General features: G+C 61.5%; 16 protein-coding genes. 5 read left to right on the top strand and 11 right to left on the bottom strand.

Annotated features, from left to right (window positions below):
* Position 1 precedes the first annotated feature (1 nt).
* From M8R19_RS25985 to M8R19_RS25970, 4 genes are all read left to right on the top strand, one after another.
* A complete protein-coding gene (locus tag M8R19_RS25985; protein ID WP_058490431.1) occupies positions 2-1309 on the top strand; it encodes an amidohydrolase family protein in 1308 nt (435 codons plus the stop codon).
* Positions 1310-1379: 70 nt separating this feature from the next.
* A complete protein-coding gene (locus tag M8R19_RS25980) occupies positions 1380-2300 on the top strand; it encodes a VOC family protein (RefSeq protein WP_058490433.1) in 921 nt (306 codons plus the stop codon).
* Between the two features lie 44 nt (positions 2301-2344).
* Complete coding sequence (locus tag M8R19_RS25975) at positions 2345-3928, top strand: phytoene desaturase family protein (RefSeq protein ID WP_058490435.1); 1584 nt, start codon at positions 2345-2347, stop codon at positions 3926-3928.
* Between the two features lie 24 nt (positions 3929-3952).
* Entirely contained in the window at positions 3953-4195 is a 243-nt protein-coding gene (locus tag M8R19_RS25970) for a hypothetical protein (protein ID WP_058490436.1), read from the top strand.
* 38 nt (positions 4196-4233) lie between these two features.
* Here the strand turns inward: M8R19_RS25970 and M8R19_RS25965 are convergent, their stop codons facing one another.
* The 5 genes from M8R19_RS25965 to M8R19_RS25945 form a co-directional block, all read right to left on the bottom strand.
* The gene (locus tag M8R19_RS25965; protein ID WP_058490438.1) at positions 4234-4584 is read right to left on the bottom strand and encodes a nuclear transport factor 2-like protein; all 351 of its coding nucleotides are present in this window, start codon (positions 4582-4584) and stop codon (positions 4234-4236) included.
* Entirely contained in the window at positions 4581-5915 is a 1335-nt protein-coding gene (locus tag M8R19_RS25960; protein ID WP_058490441.1) for an MFS transporter, read from the bottom strand. Before M8R19_RS25960 ends, M8R19_RS25965 begins: the two co-directional genes overlap by 4 nt.
* 49 nt (positions 5916-5964) lie before the next feature.
* Positions 5965-6753, bottom strand: a complete 789-nt coding sequence (locus tag M8R19_RS25955) for an SDR family NAD(P)-dependent oxidoreductase (protein ID WP_058490443.1) — start codon at positions 6751-6753, stop codon at positions 5965-5967.
* A 71-nt stretch (positions 6754-6824) separates the two neighbouring features.
* On the bottom strand, positions 6825-7856 hold the full coding sequence (locus M8R19_RS25950) for a hypothetical protein (RefSeq protein WP_058490445.1): 1032 nt from the start codon (positions 7854-7856) through the stop codon (positions 6825-6827).
* Between the two features lie 57 nt (positions 7857-7913).
* On the bottom strand, positions 7914-9194 hold the full coding sequence (locus M8R19_RS25945) for a cytochrome P450 (protein ID WP_058490447.1): 1281 nt from the start codon (positions 9192-9194) through the stop codon (positions 7914-7916).
* A gap of 261 nt (positions 9195-9455) precedes the next feature.
* On the opposite strand from M8R19_RS25945, the gene M8R19_RS25940 reads away from it, so the two are divergent.
* Positions 9456-10091: a TetR/AcrR family transcriptional regulator gene (locus M8R19_RS25940; protein WP_058490449.1), complete on the top strand. Its 636-nt coding sequence runs from the start codon at positions 9456-9458 to the stop codon at positions 10089-10091.
* Positions 10092-10127: 36 nt separating this feature from the next.
* On the opposite strand, the gene M8R19_RS25935 is transcribed toward M8R19_RS25940, so the two are convergent.
* The 6 genes from M8R19_RS25935 to M8R19_RS25910 all read right to left on the bottom strand — a co-directional run bounded on the left by M8R19_RS25935 (position 10128) and on the right by M8R19_RS25910 (position 18613).
* Positions 10128-11744, bottom strand: coding sequence for a phytoene desaturase family protein (locus tag M8R19_RS25935; RefSeq protein WP_058490451.1), 1617 nt, complete (start codon positions 11742-11744; stop codon positions 10128-10130).
* A gap of 466 nt (positions 11745-12210) precedes the next feature.
* On the bottom strand, positions 12211-13032 hold the full coding sequence (locus M8R19_RS25930; protein ID WP_061562288.1) for an SDR family NAD(P)-dependent oxidoreductase: 822 nt from the start codon (positions 13030-13032) through the stop codon (positions 12211-12213).
* A gap of 36 nt (positions 13033-13068) precedes the next feature.
* A complete protein-coding gene (locus M8R19_RS25925; RefSeq protein WP_058490455.1) occupies positions 13069-13887 on the bottom strand; it encodes an enoyl-CoA hydratase/isomerase family protein in 819 nt (272 codons plus the stop codon).
* Entirely contained in the window at positions 13884-14855 is a 972-nt protein-coding gene (locus M8R19_RS25920) for a VOC family protein (protein WP_058490457.1), read from the bottom strand. The genes M8R19_RS25925 and M8R19_RS25920 overlap by 4 nt, the downstream gene beginning before the upstream one ends.
* Positions 14856-14927: 72 nt before the next feature.
* The gene (locus tag M8R19_RS25915) at positions 14928-17423 is read right to left on the bottom strand and encodes an efflux RND transporter permease subunit (protein WP_058490463.1); all 2496 of its coding nucleotides are present in this window, start codon (positions 17421-17423) and stop codon (positions 14928-14930) included.
* A gap of 32 nt (positions 17424-17455) precedes the next feature.
* Positions 17456-18613 (bottom strand): WD40/YVTN/BNR-like repeat-containing protein, encoded by a 1158-nt coding sequence (locus M8R19_RS25910; protein ID WP_082816377.1) that lies wholly within the window; start codon positions 18611-18613, stop codon positions 17456-17458.
* Positions 18614-18623 lie beyond the last annotated feature (10 nt).

Here is an 18623-nt window from a genome sequence, read left to right as displayed (position 1 = left end):
AATGCAACTCGAAGACATGATCCTCGTCAGCGTGGACGACCACGCCATCGAACCGGCCGGCGCCTTCGACCGCCACATGCCGGCACGCTTCAAGGGCCGCCAGCCGCGCGTCGAGCAGCACGGCGGCCGTGATGTCTGGGTATTCGAAGGCCAGGCCACGGGCTACATGGGCCTCAACTCGGTGGTCGGCCGGCCCAAGGAGGAATACGGTATGGAGCCGCTGGGCTACGAGCACATGCGCCGCGGCACCTGGGACATCAAGGCCCGCGTCGATGACATGAGCGCCAACGGCATCCTCGGCTCGATCTGCTTCCCCACCTTCCCCGGCTTCGCCGGCCAGCGCTTCCAGAACCACCCGGACCGCGCCGTGTCCCTGGCGGCCATCCAGGCCTACAACGACTGGCACCTGCACGACTGGTGCAACGTCGCGCCGGGACGTTTCATCCCGCTGATGCTGGTGCCCTGGTGGGACATGCAGGCCGCCGCCGCCGAAGTCGAGCGTCTGGCCAAACTCGGCGTGCATGCCCTGTCGCTGTCCGACAACCCAGCGCTGCACGGCTTCCCGTCGATCCACAGCGACTACTGGGACCCACTGTGGAAAGCCTGCTCCGACAACAACGTGGTGATCTGCTGCCACATCGGCACCGGCATCAAGGCCGAGCACGCATCCGAGCTGTCGCCGATCGATGCCTGGATCACCTCCATGCCGATCTCCATCGCCAACTCGGCCGCCGACTGGATCTGGGCGCCGATGTGGAAGAAGTTCCCCAACCTGCGCATGGCCCTGTCCGAAGGCGGCATCGGCTGGATCCCCTACCTGCTGGAACGCGCCGACTTCACCCATCGCCACCACCACGCCTGGACCAACGCCGACTTCGGCGGCAAGAAGCCCAGCGACATCTTCCGCAAGCACATAATCACCTGCTTCATCGAGGACGATTTCGGCCTGCGCAACCTGCCGGACGTGGGTGAGAACATGGTCACCTGGGAATGCGACTACCCGCACTCCGACTGCACCTGGCCGAATTCGCCGGAAGTGGCCTGGGAAAGCCTGCGCAAGCTGCCCGAGGCGACCATCCACAAGGTCACCCACCTCAACGCCATGCGTGAGTTCTCCTACGACCCGTTCCCCCTGCTCGGTCGGGAGAATTGCACCGTCGGCGCGCTGCGCGCCCAGGCCACGCACGTCAATATCGAGCCGGCACTGGGCATGGGCGGAGCCGCGCCCAAGCGCGAGAAAGGCCAGCCGGTGACCTCCGGCGACATCAACGCGATGTTCGCCCAGGCGGACGCCCAGACCGCGTTGTAGGAAAGGCCATGGCGCCCCTCCCGGGCAAAGGCCGGGAGGGGACGGTTCAAGACCACGACACGAGGCCAGCATGGACATCATCGGCATTGGCTACCTGGGCTTCGAAAGCCCGAACCTGGACGCCTGGCGCGAGTACGCACCGCAGGTGCTCGGCCTGGGGCTGGGCAACGCCCCGGCGGGCGACCCCGACTCACTGTACCTGCGCAGCGACGACCGCCGTCACCGCATCGCCTTTCACCCCGGCCCCATCGACCACATCGCCTATATCGGCTGGGAAGCCCGCGGACGGCAGGCCTTCGACGCCGCAGTGGCGCGCTTTCGCGCAACCGGGGTGGCCCTGGAAATCGGCGATGACGCCTTGCGCGAGATACGCGGAGTGCGCGAACTGGTGCGCTTCCGCTGCCCGGCGGGCTACCAGCACGAACTCTTCTACGGACAGAAGTGGACGCCGCGCTCGTTCGTTCCCGGTCGCCCCCACGGCGGTTTCGTCGCCGACGAGCGCGGCGTCGGCCATATCGTCCTGATGACGCCGGACTACGGTCCCGAACTGGAAGCCTTCTTCATCGAGCTGATGGGCTTCCACTGGTACGGCGCGGGCGCCGGCAAGGGCCGTACCGGCTTCTTCCGGGCCAAGCTGAACGACAAGACCAGCCACGACATCGCCTTCGGCCATGCCCCCGGCATGAAGGGGGTGCAGCACATCGGCCTGTTCGTCAAGAGCCTGAGCGATCTCGGCAAGACCTACGACATCGTGCGCCAGCGCGAGCTGCCGATGCAGATGACCCTCGGCCAGCACTGTCAGGACCCGCACGTTTCCTTCTACCACTTCAGCCCGTCCGGGTTCGCGGTTGAGTGCATCCATGAATTGGAGCCCTGGCACCACGACGGCTTCGAGCTGAACCCCGAGCATCTGAGCGTTTGGGGCCATGAGCGGGCCGGACCGATCCTTGGCCCCAGCGTCATGCCCGTGGAGCGCTACCCCGACGACTGAGCGCGTGAATCCAACACCAACATCGACAGAAAAAGGACAAGAAGATGAGCAAGACCTACGACATCGTCATCGCCGGCGGCGGCCACAACGGTCTGGTCGCCGCCTGCTACCTGGCCAAGGCCGGGCGCAGCGTGTGCGTGGTGGAGAAGAACGACAAGGTCGGCGGCGGGGTCATGACCCGCGAGCTGACCATTCCCGGCTTCAAGCACGACGTCTGCTCGGTGGCGCACACCCTGCTGCAGGCCAACCCGCTGCTACGCAACGACGAGCTGGAGCTGAAAGCGAAGTTCGGCCTGAAATACATCAACCCCGACAAGATGACCGCGATCTTCTACGACGACGGCAGCACCCTGGAGTTCTACACCGACCTAGAGCGCACCTGCCAGGCCATCGCCAAGTTTTCCGAGCGTGACGCCGACGCCTACCGCCGCTTCAACTACCAGGTGTTCCAGAACCTCGACATGCTGGTCATGGGCATGTTCAACACGCCGCCTAGCGCTTCGCACCAAGCGCTGATGATGGAACAGAGCCAGGTCGGCCAGGAACTGATGCGCACCCAGGCGATGAGCGCCTGGGACTACATCAGCGAATGGTTCGAGAACGACAAGGTCAAGATCGCCCTGGCCCGCTACGCTTCCGAGGCGATGATGAACCCGTTCGACAACGGCACCGGCTTCGGCTTCTACATCATCCTGCCGCTGATGCACCGCTACGGCGTGGGCATCCCGGTCGGCGGTTCCGGAGCCTTCGCCGACGCCCTGCGCGCCTGCCTGGAACACCATGGCGGCGAGGTGCGCACTGAGGCGCCGATCAAACAGTTCAAGATTGACGGCGGCAAGACGACCGGCGTGATCCTCGACAGCGGCGAGGAAATCCTCGCTCGCCAGGGCGTGATCTCCACCCTGCATGCCAAGCAGGTATTCCCCGCCATGGTCCCCGGCTGCGAGTTGCCCGAAGGCTTCGAGCAGCGCATCCGCACCCTCAAGCACAGCAGCTTCCAGCCGTTCAACATGCACGTCGCCCTGCGCGAGGCACCGCGCTATAAGGTCGGCCCGGCGGTGGACGACTTCTTCTGGGTGGAACGCTCGCATTCCGACCCCGAGGAATTCGCCCGCGCCTTCCGCGACCTGGAGTACGGCATCCCGCGCCGCGACTTCATCGCCTACGTGACCCAGGACACCTACGATAAGACCCGCGCCCCTGAAGGCAGTCGCGTGCTCAACATGTACGCCTTCTGCCCCTACCACCTCAAGGGCGGCGCCCAGCGCTGGGACGAGATCGGCAAAGAGGTGGCCCACGCTTTTCTCGATGATCTGCGCAAGCTCACCACCAACATGGACGACGACAACATCCTCGGCTTCTCGTGGATGACCCCGCTGGACATCGAACGCCACAACAACGCCATGATCGGCGCCGACATCCTGCATTTCGGCTCCTACTCCTGGCAGATCGCCGGCAACCGCCCTGCTCCCGGCTACGCCCAGTACAAGTCGCCGGTGGCGGGCCTGTACCTGGCCGGCGCCAGCACCCACCCCGGCGGCGGTGTCACCGCCGCCTCCGGGCGCAACGTGGCGCGGGTGCTGCTGGAGGAATCCGGCCTGGACTTCGACGAACTGGTCGGGGCCTGAGCCCCAGGCAGGAGCAAGCGCAGCATGAAGATGTTCAGCAAGGAAGGCGTGGAGATGGTGGACGTCAAATCCATCACTCGCGAGGGTCAACGACTGGTGATCAAGGGCAAGGTCATGGGTGCCATGAGCACCACCATCCTGGTCCACCCGCAAGACTGCTGGCAGGCCGCCCAGCTGCTCGGCATCGGCGTGATCCTACGCCTGCCGCTGCTCCTGTTCCAGGGCTGGCGGGCAGCGCGCAGGCAGGAGCGGGCCGCTCGCGGCTGAGCGTCAGGGGCGCGCGCCTGCGTGCCCCGTGGCTTCCTTCACGCCTTGATGAAATATCGCACCCACAACCTGCCGTCCTGGAAACGGTACAGCTCGATGGTCTCGATACCGCCATTGCCGTCACGCAACGCATTGCGATGATGGCAGGCGGCTTCCTCGCCGTTGATGATGGTTTCCTTGACCTCCACGCGAAAACGCGGCTGCTGGTTTTCCCACATGCCTTCGAGGATCTGCCATGGGTCGGTCGGCAGAGCACGGCCAACGTACTCGATGTTCAGGCCAGCGGGCGACATCCGCCGGTAATGCTCGAAGAACCCCTCCTTGTCGCCGTTGTTCCAGCAATCGATCTGGCCATGCAGGAAATGCTCGATGGTTTCTTGCGCACTCATTGCTTACTCCTAGTATCCGCAGACGGGCAGGCCCGCCGGACGTTCGCACACCGCTTCAGGCATGCCGTTGCTTGGACCGCGACCACCGCTGCCGGCCGCAGCCAGAGCAGGATCGACGGCCCGATGAGGGAACAGGCCAGGCAGCACAGCAGCACCGCCGAATAGCCCTGGTACGCCTCGTAGAGATAACCGAAGAACACCGGCATCAAGCCGGACATGACTGTGACCAAGGCCAGGTGCAGGCCGAAGATACGCGCGTAGTCGCGCAGCCCGAAATAACGCGCTATGAGGAATGCCGCCAGGTCGAATTCAGCACCGGCGCTGACACCGACGCACAGGGTGGCGAACACCAGCAGCGCGGTACTCTGCACACCAGCGAACAGAAAGACCGCGCAACCGATGGCCGGTAGCGCCAGGCTCGTCACTGCGACCAGGACCGGAGGGTAGCGGTCCAGCAGATAGCCTACCAATAGACGCCCGGCGATGATGGAAATGCCGAAGCTGCTGAAGATCTGGCTCGCTACTTGGGCGGAAAGCCCCTTGCTCTGCAACATGGGCACTATATTGGTGACCATACCGACGGTAAGGCACACCGATAGGATCAGCGCGACATTGAAACTCCAATATACCGGCGAGCGCAGTGCCTGGCGGAAGCTGAAACCGTTCAGTTGTGTAGCCAACGCACGCTCCGTCGAGGACATGGACTCGACCTCCGTTGGCAAACGCATCCATGCCAAGGCCATAGGCAAGGTAAACAGCAAGGGCAGCGCCGCTAGGGCGAAAAAGCCAGCCTGCCAGCCGAACCGGGCGATCAGGCCGGCCAGTAATGGCGGCAGCAGCAGCGCCATCATCCCAGTGCCGCAGAGGATAGCCGCCAAGGCCAAACCACGGTTGCGCTCGAACCACAGGTTGACCAGTTGCGTCCAGGTAATGGCAATAGTGCCTGCACAGACCAACGGCATGGAGAAGAACGCCAGGTACAGCCAACCGATGGAATGCTCGATCCGCGTGATTGCCACATAGCCGACCACCTGCAGCAGGATCGATACGATCGCCACCCGCCGCAGGCCGAAACGGTGATACAGCGGGCCGACCAGTTGGGTGGAAACGGCCACACCGGCAAACAGGAAGGTGATAGACGCTTGTAGCTCGCCCCGGCTCCAACCAAAGGCCTGCTCAAGGGGAATGACCAGGGTGCCGAAGCCATAAAGCAAACCGGCGCTGATACTGGTGCAGATCCCCACGAGACCGAGTAGCAGGATGCGCCAGCCACGCCTGAACTCAGCAATGTCGAAAGCTGAGCGCCAGTATGAATTGGAGGTATCGGACATACAGGGACTCCTGACGCAATCGCCCGTTGGCAGCCTGCGCAATCCGGGCTCAATGCCCCTTGAGGATTTCTTCGACCTTGGGCATGGCCACCATAGTGGCGCCGCCGTCGACCAGCAGGGAGGTACCAGTGATATAGGAAGCGTCGTCGGAGGTCAGGAACAACGCAGCGGCGGCGATATCCGCCGACTGCCCCAAACGGGGCACAGGGAAGCGCTCGGCCAGGCGGTGCGGTAGCTCTTCCCCCAGGGACTCGAACATGTGATCGGTGCCTATCAGCCCCGGCTCGATCACGTTGACCAGAATGTTCAGTGCGCCGAACTCCACCGCCAGCCCACGGGCAAAGGCGTTCATGAACGCCTTGCTGGAACTGTACGGGATCAGCGTTGGCGTGTACTTGCGATTGGCCTCGCCAGAGGAGATGAATACGATCCGGCCCTTGTCCTGCGCCTTAGAAAGATGGGGTGCCGCATCCTTGGCCAGCCAGAACAGCGACTGGATATTGCTGCGCACCAAATGATCGAACGTCTCGTCCGTCATCTCGACGACCAACCCGGATGATGTATCCGCGGCACAATGGACAAGGATGTCCAGTGCGCCAAAATGCTCCACACCACCCTCAATCATGGTCTTGACCGACGAGCGGTCGGCAATGTCACCACCGACCAGGTGAGCCTCGCTGCCCAGTGCCGCGATCTGCGCGACGGTTTCCTCGCCATGGCGTGGCGTACGAGCAGACACTATCACCTTTGCCCCTTCGCTCGCGTACGCCAGCGCGATGGCTCGCCCCATGCCTCGCCCGGCACCGGTGACCAGCACCACCTTGTTCTTGAACCTCATCGGCTGTTTCCCCTGTTCTTGTACGGAACACTCCCGCGGAGCTTGGGCCGCACGGAGCTCGAGCGGCCAGATCAGATATCCCGGCCCGGCATGTTGCGCGCCGAACCGTTGCGCCGGTCGGACTCTCCCCAGCCTAGCCAGTGCGAAGGCTCTCGGGTGTCTCCGACACGGCGCCAGCGCCCCTCCTGCTGTGCGGTGATCGGGAAGCCACCGACAAAGTCGATCATTTCACCCCTGGTGTCGGGAAGAAACTCCCACTCCTCCTCACCTTCGAGCACAATTCGAGCCGACTCAAGGAAGTAGCTACCTTCCTTGTGCCGGGTTTGTCCTTCGATATCGGTGGTCACACGCACCTCACCTTTATCGTTGGTGAAGATCGCATAGCCCAGGTGATCGTGGCCAACCATGAAGGAACCGGCGTCCCAACTGCCGTCCTTGTAGACAGTGACAAACGACCACCAGAGCACGTGCTTGTTGTTATTGACTACAAGGTCCTTCTTGAAGTGGATTGCACCGCCCTCTGCCATGTAGAACTGGTCCAGCGCCATCGCCCCCTTCACCGGCCGTCCTTCGCAGATGCCGGCCAGTTCCCAGAGTTGGGACACATAGAAGGTGCCCCATTCCACTCCCGGCAGATACCACTGCAGGCCCGGGCCGAGCAGCCGTCCTTCCAGTTGGAACAGGCCGTCCTCGCGCCAGCTCAGGCGTTCACTGTTGGCCGTGATTTCCCAACCATTACCGGCCTCGCCGGGTTGGCTGGTCCAGCGCACGGTGTCGCCCTCCAGGGTCTGCACCGGCATCGGCGTCGACGCCTGGCGAGCCATCTTCTCGTGATCCATGCGCAGGTTGATACCGTCGACATGGTTGTTCAGGTAGAAGAACTTGGTCGGGTTCGGCGTACCGCCCGGCGCCATCAGCGAACGCACGAATGAATAGATGTTGCCCTCCTCGTCACGCACCGAGCCGAACGGCGAGGATTTGCTCAACTGCAAGCCGAAATAACCCCGGATACCACCCATCGAGGCACCGCTGACTTGATGCGGGCCGACCAGTTGCTGGAAACCAAAGTCACCACGCACGGGAATCGTCTTGAAAGTTCTCATGGGGATTCTCTCTTGTCGTAATTGTCGAGGGCACGCAAGGCAAAGGGGCAGCGAGGCTCAGTCCCAGATCACCGGGAGCGACGAGGCACCGCGTAACTGTGCACCCTCGATGACCGGCACCGACTTCGACGGATCCAGACGGATATTGGGGAACAGGTCGAGGATGGCGTTGATCGAGCAGTTGATCTCGACCTTGGCAATGAACTGACCAATGCACATATGCGGGCCAAAACCGAAGCCGAAGGAAGGCTTGAGCTTGCGGTCGATGTCAAACACGTCAGGGTTCTCGAAAGCGTCCTCGTCGCGGTTGGCGGAAACCACCATGCATTGAACGAAGGAGCCCTTGGGAATTTTCACCCCATGGAACTCCACGTCCTTTGCTGTCTCACGAACCTTGAAGGTCGCCACCGGCTCAAAGCGCGCGGTTTCGTCCATCAACTTGGGAACGAGTGAGCGATCTGCCTTCACCCGCTCCAGCAAGCCCGGAGTGGTGAGCAACAGGGCCATCACCGAGCTGAACATGCGCGTGGTGGTTTCACCAGCAGCGGGCAATAGCGAACGGGTGAAGGTGACTACCTCATGATCGTCCAGAGTGCGTCCTTCGAATTCGGCACGCAGCAGGCGGCCGACCACATCGTCGCCGTGGCTGCCCTCGGCACGCCGCTGCACCACGACGGCGTGGATAGCGTCGTAAAGTCCCTTTACTGCGATGCCGGCACGCTTACGCGCTTCGTCCATCTTCGCTGGGTCGATCTGATTGCCACCAACCATGGCCAGTGCCCAGGCAGCGTATTGCTTGTATTTCGACGGATCGTCTGTGGGGAACCCCATCAGCGCGTACATGATGCGAATCGGCAGCTCCAGGCCGAACTCCATCAGGTCGGCGCTCTTCTTCGATACCAGCGGCTCAAGAAACTCCCTGCGAATCACCTCGTCGATCTGTCCACGCCACTTGTTCACATTCTCCGGCATGAATGCCGGTTGCAGCAGGGCACGCACCTTTCGGTGCGGCTCGCCGTCCATGGCCAGGATCACCAGGCCGTCGAAGAAGGCGCCCAGGCCTTCGGCGATGAAGCCGTTGGTGAAGGTGCTCCCGTCGCGCAGCACCGCCAGCACGTCCTGATACTTAAACAGCGCGAAAGTTGGCCGGGTACCTTGCTGGATACCCGCATTGGTCGGCACCCCGAACTGAGTGATGAAGTCACCTTCGTAGATCGGTGACTTCAACCGCTGCTCTCGGCAAACGGCATGGATGTCCAGGTCGGTACCACGATAGGTTTCGGAGACTGCGGAGTAGTTTTCCTTGAGATCAAGGGCAGAAGCGCTATTAGTGCTCATGAGATTAAACACTCTAAATTGTTGTTGTCGAAGTCGACCGACGCCGGCACGGTGGCAGGCCATCAGCATCACGGGGTAAGGGTCCCGCTGCGATATTTCATTTGGAAACACCCCGGCTTGCTCGCCAGGCCGCAAGTAGCGGTATCCTTTCGGAATCACCGACTTGGGATACTAACGAGCTGCCTCTTTTCTGCGACTCGATTCGTTTTACCCAAGGTCAAACGAAGTACGTCAGCCCATCGCTGCCATAAGGAGCCCAGGGTGAAAACCGCGGTGCAGAATGAACCCGGAAAACGCAACACGATCCGCCGCCTGATCGAGGTAGCCCGCTTGGAATTCGCGAAGAAGGGTCTCACCGGCGTGCGCATGGAGGAGCTCGCCCGCGAAGCGGGGATCACCAAACAGTTGGTCTACCACTACTACGGCTCCAAGGAAGGTCTGTTCATCGCCGTGCTGGACGAATGCTCCGAGCGCGTCATGTCCGAGCTGGTGGAGTTGGATGTCGACTTACTACCACCGATGCAAGCCATGCAGGGAATGCTCAACCACTTTTTCGACCAGTATCGTCACGATCCGCTGCTCGGCGCACTAGCCCTGGAGGGCATCCACTACCACAACACCCACGAGACACCGCGCAACCGCTTCCTGGAGCTGACGCCAAGGCTGATAGACAAGCTCGACGGCATCCTGCGACGCGGCGCCGAGGCTGGGGACTTCAAGGCCGGGATCAACCCCCGGCTGTTTCTCGCCACCGCCGCGCTGGTTACTACCGGCTGGTTCACCAACCGCTATTCGATGTCGGCGCTGGCCGGCCTGGACACCACCTCAGAGGAAGGCATGACCACCTGGCGCCAACATTCTGCGGACTTCATCCTCGCCAGCATCGCCCTGCACTAGAACGACCGTGCCAGAGGACACCTACACGGCCATCGGCTACTTTCTTCCGACTTGCGCCAAGTAGCGCTTCACCCGGCCGGCCGCCAGCCGCCCGGCCATGCCGTTGACGCCACCGCCTGGGTGGATACCGGCGCTCCCCAAGTACAACCCTTCGACCGGGAGAGTCTCTCCACCGAGGCCATAGGCTGGCCGCATGGCACTGGAGCGCATGGACGTGGTGTCGATATGCACCACGCAACCGTTCACTGTATTCAAGCGTGCAGTGAAATCCGGCGCCGCCTCGATCCAGCGCCCAATTACATGCCCCTGAATACCCTCGACGTATTCGGACAGTTGTTCGACCACTTGGTCAGCCACTCGCTCCCTGAGCGCATCCCACCCTTCAAGAGGAGCGACCGGCATTACCGGCGGGTAGATATAGAGCACGTCCTGTCCCTCCGGCGACTGCGAAGGATCCACCGAGTTGGGAGCTACCATGGTGATGTAGGGCAGGCGCGGCACTTCTCCCCGGGCGCTAGAGGCGAAGTTCTCCAGTACCGCCTCTTCGGTACCTATCATCAGGCAGGCCTTGCGCAGGTCGACACCATCGCCTCTGGCAGCCTCGAAACGAGGTACTGCGATCTGTCCATCAAGTGCCAGGTCCACCTTAAGCGGCCCAGAGCCCCTGGCGTTGGCCGGTGCCATGGCGATACGGGTCAGCAGGTTGCGTGGCATTTCTCCGGCGCTGACCATTTCCAGCGCGACCTTGGGATGGCAGCCGGCAACAACCGCACGGGCCGTGAACTCACGTCCATCAGCTAACCGTACACCCCGAACCTTGCCCCGGCTGGCGAGGATTTCCTCGACACGGGCCAGGGTCAGGACCTGGCCACCAAGCTCCTCCAGGCGCGCGCGCATGGCGTTACTGAGCTGCTGCATGCCACCGATCACCCGACCAACACCGAAGCGATGGAGGAAACCCAGCAGGGCGTAATAGATGCCACCACCATCGGCACTGATGTCGCCGGCCAGGCCAGTGAGCGCACACATGGCAGAGATGGTCACCGGGTGCTCGAAGCGCTCCCGCGCGGCCTGGTGTGCCGAACCGGTCATCAGCGCCATCAGCTCGGGCTTGAGCTTGCGGTGTTTGAGTGCAGTACCTACGACCTTCAGCTTGGTCATGATGTTGGTCCGAGCCGGGTCGATCCGCATCATCGGCAAAGCGATGTCGAGGAACAGGTCGATGACCGCCATGAACTCAAGGAATGCCTCAGCGTCCCTGGTGCTGTAACGGCGGATTTCCGCGGCCGTCTTTTGACGATCACGCCAGAACACCAGCGAGGTGCCATCCGGGTGCAAGTACACGTAGCCCGGCGACAGCTCGATCGACTTGAACCCATGCCGTTCGAGCTGCAGCTCGTGGGGTACGTGGGCATGAACGCGCATGGACATCATATCCATCGCGCAAGGGTGTACGAGGTGTTGCGGCGCCTCGGGAATCAGGTAGCCCGATGAGGCCATTCCGCCAACCTTGTCCAGCGCCTCAAGCACCAACACCTTCTTGCCATCCATCCCTAGGTAGCAACCCGCCGACAGGCCGTTGGTACCACCACCCACGATAATTACATCGAAATCCGTGTTGTCATTTTTCATGGCTTGATTGTTCTTGTTCATCGCTGTTTTGAGTAAGTGCCTGGTGGCTCTGGCAATCTCTCACCAGACCACTACTACCTGCTTGGCAGAAGGCTAGGGTCCTGCCTTTCACCGGGAAGGCAACGCTAGCAACAACCAACCGGCAGTGGTTGGGCATCGTTTTACCGGCGGTCAAACAATTCTCCAGCGACTCTTGCGGCGCAAGGCACAGCCCTCGCCGATATCGACATCGGTGACCACGAATAAAAGTTTTCTAAAGGGAACGGTCGATGCGGGCGCAAGGGCATGACTATCGGCAGCTACAAGGGCTGCTCATCCAGGTGGCCAGCAAATTGCCAAGCTACAGCAGGTAGTGGCCAGTCGGGGGAATGCTTGGCGTCTCCGGGCACTGACGACCACACTTCTCGCCCGGGTCCATTCGGATTGGTGCGGATTGAGCTTCAGCACGCAGGCGTGAGGCCTGACCGCCCCTACCGGCCCGCTTCGCTCACATGCTATTGCGCCCCATCTGGTCGAACAGCTTGCGCACCGCTACCAGTGACGGAGTGTGGCTACTGAAGCCGCCATCGGCCACCACGGTACTGCCGGTGATGAACGAGGACTCGTCGGAGGCCAGGAAAGCCACCACGTCGGCGATCTGCCGAGGGGTGCCCAGCTCCGGCGTGCAGTGGTTGTCACGCATGATGTCCAGCAGGGCGTCAGGCAATGGGTGCTGCGGCGCAAGACCGATCTGTACAGCGTTGCCGCGAACCCCCTGCTTGCCGTACTGCGCAGCAACCAGCTTAGGCAGCATCAGCAGCGCCGCCTTGGAGGTGGCGTAGCCTGTCAGCGACATATCCCCCTGCACACCCAGACCGGAGGTGGCGAAAATAATCGAGCCGCCACCTTGCTCCAGCATCACCGGAACGACGTGTTTGGTGCATAGCACCGCTCCACGTAGGTTGACAGCGATGGCCCGGTCGAAAGCGTCCATGTCGAGATTAGCCAGGTCGCGATCGCGCTGTCGCTGCCCGGCATTGAGCACTGCAGCATTGTTATGCAGCACGTCAATGCGACCGAAATGCTCCTTGACCTGGCCAACCATGGCGTGGACGTCCTCTTCCGACGAGACATCGGTGCGGATGCCCAGCGCCTCGTGACCAGAAGATATCAAGGAGGCCGCCACTTCCGCGGCAGCCTCTCCATTGATGTCGACTACGGCAATGGAGGCCCCATGGGAGGCCAAAACCCGCGCGCATTCGGCCCCCAGTCCGCCACCGGAGCCAGTGACGATCGCAACGCGTCCAGATAGTTTTCCCATACTGGTCATAACCTTGTTCTCCACACTACTTTCAACTCATTCCCGTCATTCACCGGTGAAGCGCGGTACACGCCGCTCGGCAAACGCTAGCGCGGCCTCTCGGCGGTCCTTGGTTGGTGCCAGGAGCGCAAACAGATCTAATTCAAGATCCAGTCCGCGCTTGATGTCCAGCTCCAACGCAGCCCGCGCGGCCTGTTTGACGTAAGCAGAAGCGGCAGGCGGCTTGGTGGCTATCAACCGGGCGAGTGCCGCAACCTCATCAAGCCAGTTGGTCTCGTCGCTCGCCAGGCGGGTGATCAGACCAACCCGGCGGGCTTCATCCGCTCTAATCCGCTCACCAGTCAACAGGAGGTCCATGGCTAGCCCCGGAGCAACGACTCGCGCCAAGCGCTGGGTTCCGCCGCCACCGGGAATGAGGCCGAGCCCGGTTTCCGGTAGGGCAAATACCGCACTTGGCGCGGCGAAGCGGATATCGCAAGCCAGAGCCAGCTCCAGACCTCCCCCCATGCAGTAGCCATGGATGGCGGCTATCACTGGCTTGGAGATGCGGTCCAGGGACTCTATCCAGCGGGAATGCTCCATACGCTGACGAACCTGTATGGCCGACTCATCACCACGTTTTTCCTTGATGTCCGCACCGGCGCAAAAACCTCGGTCACCCTCGCCGCGAATTAGGATGACCCGCACCTGCGGGTCGGTCTCCAGCTGCGCCAAAGCCTTCGGCACGCCGATGCGGATATCGTCATTAATAGCGTTGATCTGTCCGGGCCGGGTCAGCACGATCCAACCCAGGGTGGAATCGCGCTCGATGCGAACAGCTCCATTGATCACCAGCGGATCCAATACCTCCGAACTGGAAGTCATACAAGCACCTCCTCGAACTCGAACACCTGGCCGTCCAGTTCCTTCGGGTCGACCTTGATCAGTGGCCGACCACCAACAGCTTCGCTCGACTCGATCCACTGGAAGGCAGTCCCCCGCGCGCGCAACTCCTCAGCCTTCGCAGCCAAGTCGTTGACACCAATGCGGATGTAGTACGGGCCCGGGCCCCAGTTGTTCAAATAGTGACCGGCATCGGTGTTCCAGTGGGTCGCTTCGAGCACATCGAGAGTCGCGCTGTTGGCCACAGTAAAGCCCATGCGCGCTCGGCGATAACCTTCCTCACGCAGTTGCTCCACCGGACCGCTGGGCTCCCAGTCAAGATTGGCGGACACCTTGCGCAAGGTCTCGTCCAGATCACGCACCAGGAAGCCGCGGGCAGTCACCCGCACCATACCGCCGGGCGCCAGGTCACGGGGCTGCACCGGCGGCAGCGCGTAGGTTTCCGCCGGCATCTGCAGCGGCTCGGTCTCCATGATCTCGATGCATAGGCCTCCGTCGACCGAAGGCTGGTAATACGGCTGCTCCGGCGTGGCACCGAGCCATAGGCGATCAAACGGCATCTCCGGCGTGCGCTGCGCCATGCGGAACGGCAGGCGGCGGCGCATCAACTTATCTACCAGCACAGAGAACTTCTCGCGGTGCAGGGCCAGGACAATGGAGTGGGTCATCATCGGCCGATGATGCCCCTGATAGTCCTTGAGGCTTTCTAGGAAATCGTGGAACAACGGGTCTCCGGGGTTCGGCTTGTCGAGGTGCCACTGCGGCTCGATGCGCGTAGGCGCCACCGCCAAGGATTTGTGCACCCGCAGGAAATGCGCGATGTAGGGGTGGTTATCGAACGCCTGCCGCCAGCGCTCATGCTTATAGACACCGAGCTTGTCCACTAGCTTCTCGGTCATCCCGTCGGGGTCCGGCACCATCATGTCGGCGCTCATCAACAATTCGAACATGCAACTTTCCTCTAGTCGTCGGCCAGGCGCGGAGACATACCACCGAGCATCCGCCCCTGTAGGCCGGGTTGATCAATGGGCGGTAGCAACGTGGACGTTTACGTCCGTGCCTTTCCCGAGAGGGCCGGGCACAGTGTTGCCAGCCATCAAGGGTTCTGCGGGACGAGCTTTCGGGTTGAGCAGGAAATGGGACAGGGCCGGTATGAGCACAAGAGCGCCGAGCATGTTCCAGAGGAACATGAAGGTCAGCAGGATGCCCATGTCGGCCTGGAACTTGATGGGTGACCAGGCCCAGGTAACGACGCCCGCCGCCATAGTCAAACCGATCAGGGCTACCACTCTGCCAGTGAAGTCTAGGGAGCGCCGATAAGCCACAGTCAGGCTGCCACCACGCTCCTGCACCGCCAACTGCACGCTGAGCAGGTACAGGGCATAGTCGACGCCGACGCCGACGCCGACGGCGATGACCGGCAAGGTCGCCACCTTCAAGCCAATACCCAGCCACACCATCAGGGCCTTGCAGATGATGGTTGTCATCAGCAACGGAATCAGCGCTACCAGCGTGGCACGCCAGCTACGGAAAGTGAGCAGGCAAAGTAATGCTGTGGCGCCATACACCGCCAGGTACATGGTGACGATACCCCGCTCCACCTCGATGTTTGTAGCAGCCTCGATACCGGCGTTACCGGCGGCAAGGAGGAACTCGACCGGTTGCTCTCCGGTACTGATGTTGTTCTGCCTGGCGAACTCCTCAGCAACCCGCAGCACGCGGTTGAGCGTGTCGGCCTTGTGATCGGCCAGATAGGCAATCAGCGGTGTGATCGAGCACTTCTGGTTGGTGATCCCCGGCGAGGAGATCATCGCCGAGTCTACCGAGGAATTAGTGATCGCCTGGTCACGACTGATGGTCAGCCACTTGCCGCTGCCTTCGGCCATGCCCGCAGTGAAGAAACGCACAGTCTCGGCCAGCGAACTGGTGGTCTGCACGCCCTCGGTCTGACGCAATTGCCAGGCCAGCCGGTCCATAGTCTGCAACGGCTGATAGAGGCGGCAGTTGTCCTCGTTGGTCTTCATGATCACCACGAACTGGTCGCTGGACAGGCCATAGTTGGCGGTGATGAACGCGTTGTCCTGATTGTAGCGCGAGTCAGCGCGCAACTCCGGCGCCCCAGGGTCAAGGTCACCGACCTTGAGATGAAGCATTACCACACTGCATGCAGCGGTAACGATAACGGACAGGGCGATCACCCCTATCGACCAGGGACGTTCGGTGAAGCGGTCAAGACCGTGCCAGATATGGCCGAGGAAACCGCGGTTGGCTTCCCCGGCGCGATCCTTCTCGATGGCGATCCGCGCGGCCTTCTGACTGACCCCGAGATAGGACAGCGCTACGGGGATCAGCAGCAGTTTGGTGAAGATCAGCACAGCCACACCGATACTGGTGGTCAAGGCCAAGTCGCGGATCACCGGGATATCGATGATCACCAGGACGGCGAAGCCGACGATATTACACAGCAACGCTGTCAACCCGGTCAGGAACAAACGGCGGAAGGTGTAGCGGGCAGCAATGTACTTGTGTGTACCACGCCCGATGTCCTGGAGAATGCCGTTCATCTTCTGCGTGCCATGGGAAATCCCGATGGCGAAGATCAGAAACGGCACCAGGATCGAGTAGGGATCCAGTTCGTAGCCGAGTAGCTCCATCAGGCCGAGCAGCCAGATTACGCCAGCCACGGCGATGCCAACCAACAGCAAAGTGCTGCGCAGGCAGCGGGTATAGAAGTAGACGAAGACTGCGGCGATGATCACCGACGCGCCGAAGAACAGCATTACCGCGTAGAGACCATCGATCAGATCACCGACCAGCTTGCTGAAACCAACGATATGGATACCAACCGAGTCGTTCTCCATCGACCGTAGTTGGGTCTCCAACTGGCGGGAGAACTCGCGGTAGTTCAGCGGCTGGCCAGTCTGGGGATTGGTCTCCAAGAGGGGGGCGACGATCATGCTGGAGCGACTGTCGTTGGCCACCAAACTTCCCAGAATGCCTGCGCGCGCGATATTGCGCCGAAGCTTGTTAATGGACGCCTGGCTACCGTTGTAATCGGCGGGCATCACCGCACCACCGTCGATGCCTTCCTCGGTAACCTCCTTCCAGCGCACGATCGGCATCCACAGAGACTTCATCCAAGAACGATCGACCCCGGGAATCAGGTACAGGGTGTCATTCACCTTCTGCAGCGCGGTCAAGTAGTCATGGTCATAGATGTCTCCCTTCTTGTTCTCCACCACGATCCGCACGCTGTTACCGAGCCCAGGCAACTCGCTCTTGTAGGCAAGATAATTCTTGATATACGGGCTGGCGCTAGGAATCATCTTTTCGAAGCTGGCGTTAACCTGCAATCGAGTCGCATGGAAGCCCAGTACCAGGGTGGCAACAAGGCATGCCAGCAACACCAAGATGCGATTGTTGAAGATCACTCGCTCGAGAAACCCGCCGGAGGTCATGTCGAAGTCCCGAAGGTCAGGGATCACCGGCATTCCACTGTTGTATTTCTGCTCGACCATTTCTACGTTCTCTCTGGAGGGGAGCCGCAGGCTCATTCCGCTGTGGCGATCTGCACGACCCGTGCGCCGGCGTAGGTAGCCACAAGCAAGCGGCCATCTCGGCCAGTTCGGCTCGCCGCATAAACTTCGCTGGAGCGTACCGGCTCAAGGGCCCGTACCAGCAATGAACTCGGGGCCAGTACCGCCAGTTGCCCGCTCTGGCTGACCAGCACCAGCGAACCAGCCTCATCAACCAACCCCACCACACTACTGTCCAACCCGGTTTCGACCTTGCGCCAGTCCCGGCCATCATCCTGGCTCGCATACAAGTTGCCGCGCAGGCCATAGGCAAGCAGAAGACCGTCACGAGCGGCGATACCAAAGAAGGTACCGCCATAGGGCGTCTCAACCTTGACGAAATGCTGCGACTCGGGGTTCAGGCGCAGCAGCAGTCCCTGCTCGCCACAGGCGTAGAACTGACCATGGTCCTGGGCGAGTCCATAGAGGTGCATACGCCGCTCGTTATCCGAGCGCTCAATCCAGGGCTCCCAAGTGGCGCCGGCATCCGTGCTGTGCAGCATCAGGCCGAAAGCGCCCACTACAAAGCCATTACCCTTGTCATCGAAGGCAACATCGAGCAACGGCGTGGGCAAGACATCCGACGTTGCCGAGGTTTTCATTGCCAGGTCGATTTCACGCAACAGGTCGCCAGCCTGCTGATCTCCAGCTTTCTCTGCTCGCGAGTAGTGCTCGCGCAGGAGCACCAGTACCTGCCTTCCATCCAGGCGTATCTGCCAACTCCGGCCGCCATCGCCACTGTGCAATAGCAAAGCGTCGTGGCCGACGATCCAGCCATTCTTCGTATCGGTGAAGCGTACTTGCACCAGATCGCTGGAAACCGGACTGGGAACCTGGCTCCAATTCTGGCCATTGTCTTCCGAGCGTAGGATCACACCATGTGGACCGACACCGAGCAGTGCCTCGCCAGAGTGGGTCACAGCAACAATTGGAGGGCGTATATGAGGACTTACCTTCGGAGCAGGCTTGCTCAGGACGTCATTCCCGACAATCGTCGCCGCGCCAGCGAACAACGGGGCGAACAGCAACAGAGGAGTCGAAGCCACAGCCAACAACACCTGCCGGCGAACTTGCCATCTGCCAGTCAGCAGGCAGTGCATCGAATGGATCAGGTCACGGCAAGGGCTTGTCATTGTTATTTTC

Origin of the sequence: Pseudomonas sp. R3.Fl (assembly GCF_023516765.1) — a bacterium.
Classification (GTDB): domain Bacteria; phylum Pseudomonadota; class Gammaproteobacteria; order Pseudomonadales; family Pseudomonadaceae; genus Pseudomonas; species Pseudomonas citronellolis.
The sequence above is the reverse complement of the archived record's forward strand: the minus strand, read 5'-3'. Positions and strand labels throughout refer to the sequence as shown.